We start from the raw sequence: 535 nt of genomic DNA, 5'->3' as shown, positions 1-535 counted from the left end.
GTCGCTACTGATTCATCTACAGGAACTTCAGGAACAGCACCAGCAGGTTGAACTTCCTCAGTAGGAGCAGGTTGCCCATCTGAAGTTTGACCGATAGTCGCAGTGCCACCAGCTTGGTTAGCATCAGCAATGTTACGGTTATAAAGTTTATCTGCAAGTGGATCTGGATGAGGCTGTTTACCAACGATCTCACGAGATTCGTTAGGAGTGAATACCGCATTACGAGTAAACGTATCAACGATTTGAGCCAATTGTTCAACAGGAACAAGTTTGAATGGATCACGATAAGCTTTAATAATATGCCCTTGAGTATGAGCCGTATTAGTAATAAACTTACGATTGAATTCTTCCAATACTGCAGTGATCAAAGGATCGACAGTACGGTTATAGTAATTCATCATTTCTTTTTCATCAGCCGAACCATCAATGACTTTGGAAGTCAAACCAGTTTGGTTGTAGAAATCTTGTTGAAGCTTGCGAATATCATCTAATAGGTTATTATTGATACCGCCACCAGTATTAATGAATTTCTCGT

The 535-nt window shown here is 40.4% G+C and carries 1 protein-coding gene; it reads right to left on the bottom strand.

What is annotated here, in order from left to right; all coding sequences use genetic code 11:
• A partial coding sequence (locus tag N1032_RS27515) for a phage portal family protein (RefSeq protein ID WP_259543905.1) occupies positions 1-535 on the bottom strand: 535 nt, incomplete at both ends.

Origin of the sequence: Herbiconiux daphne (assembly GCF_024979295.1) — a bacterium.
GTDB lineage: Bacteria > Actinomycetota > Actinomycetes > Actinomycetales > Microbacteriaceae > Herbiconiux > Herbiconiux daphnes.
The sequence above is the reverse complement of the archived record's forward strand: the minus strand, read 5'-3'. Positions and strand labels throughout refer to the sequence as shown.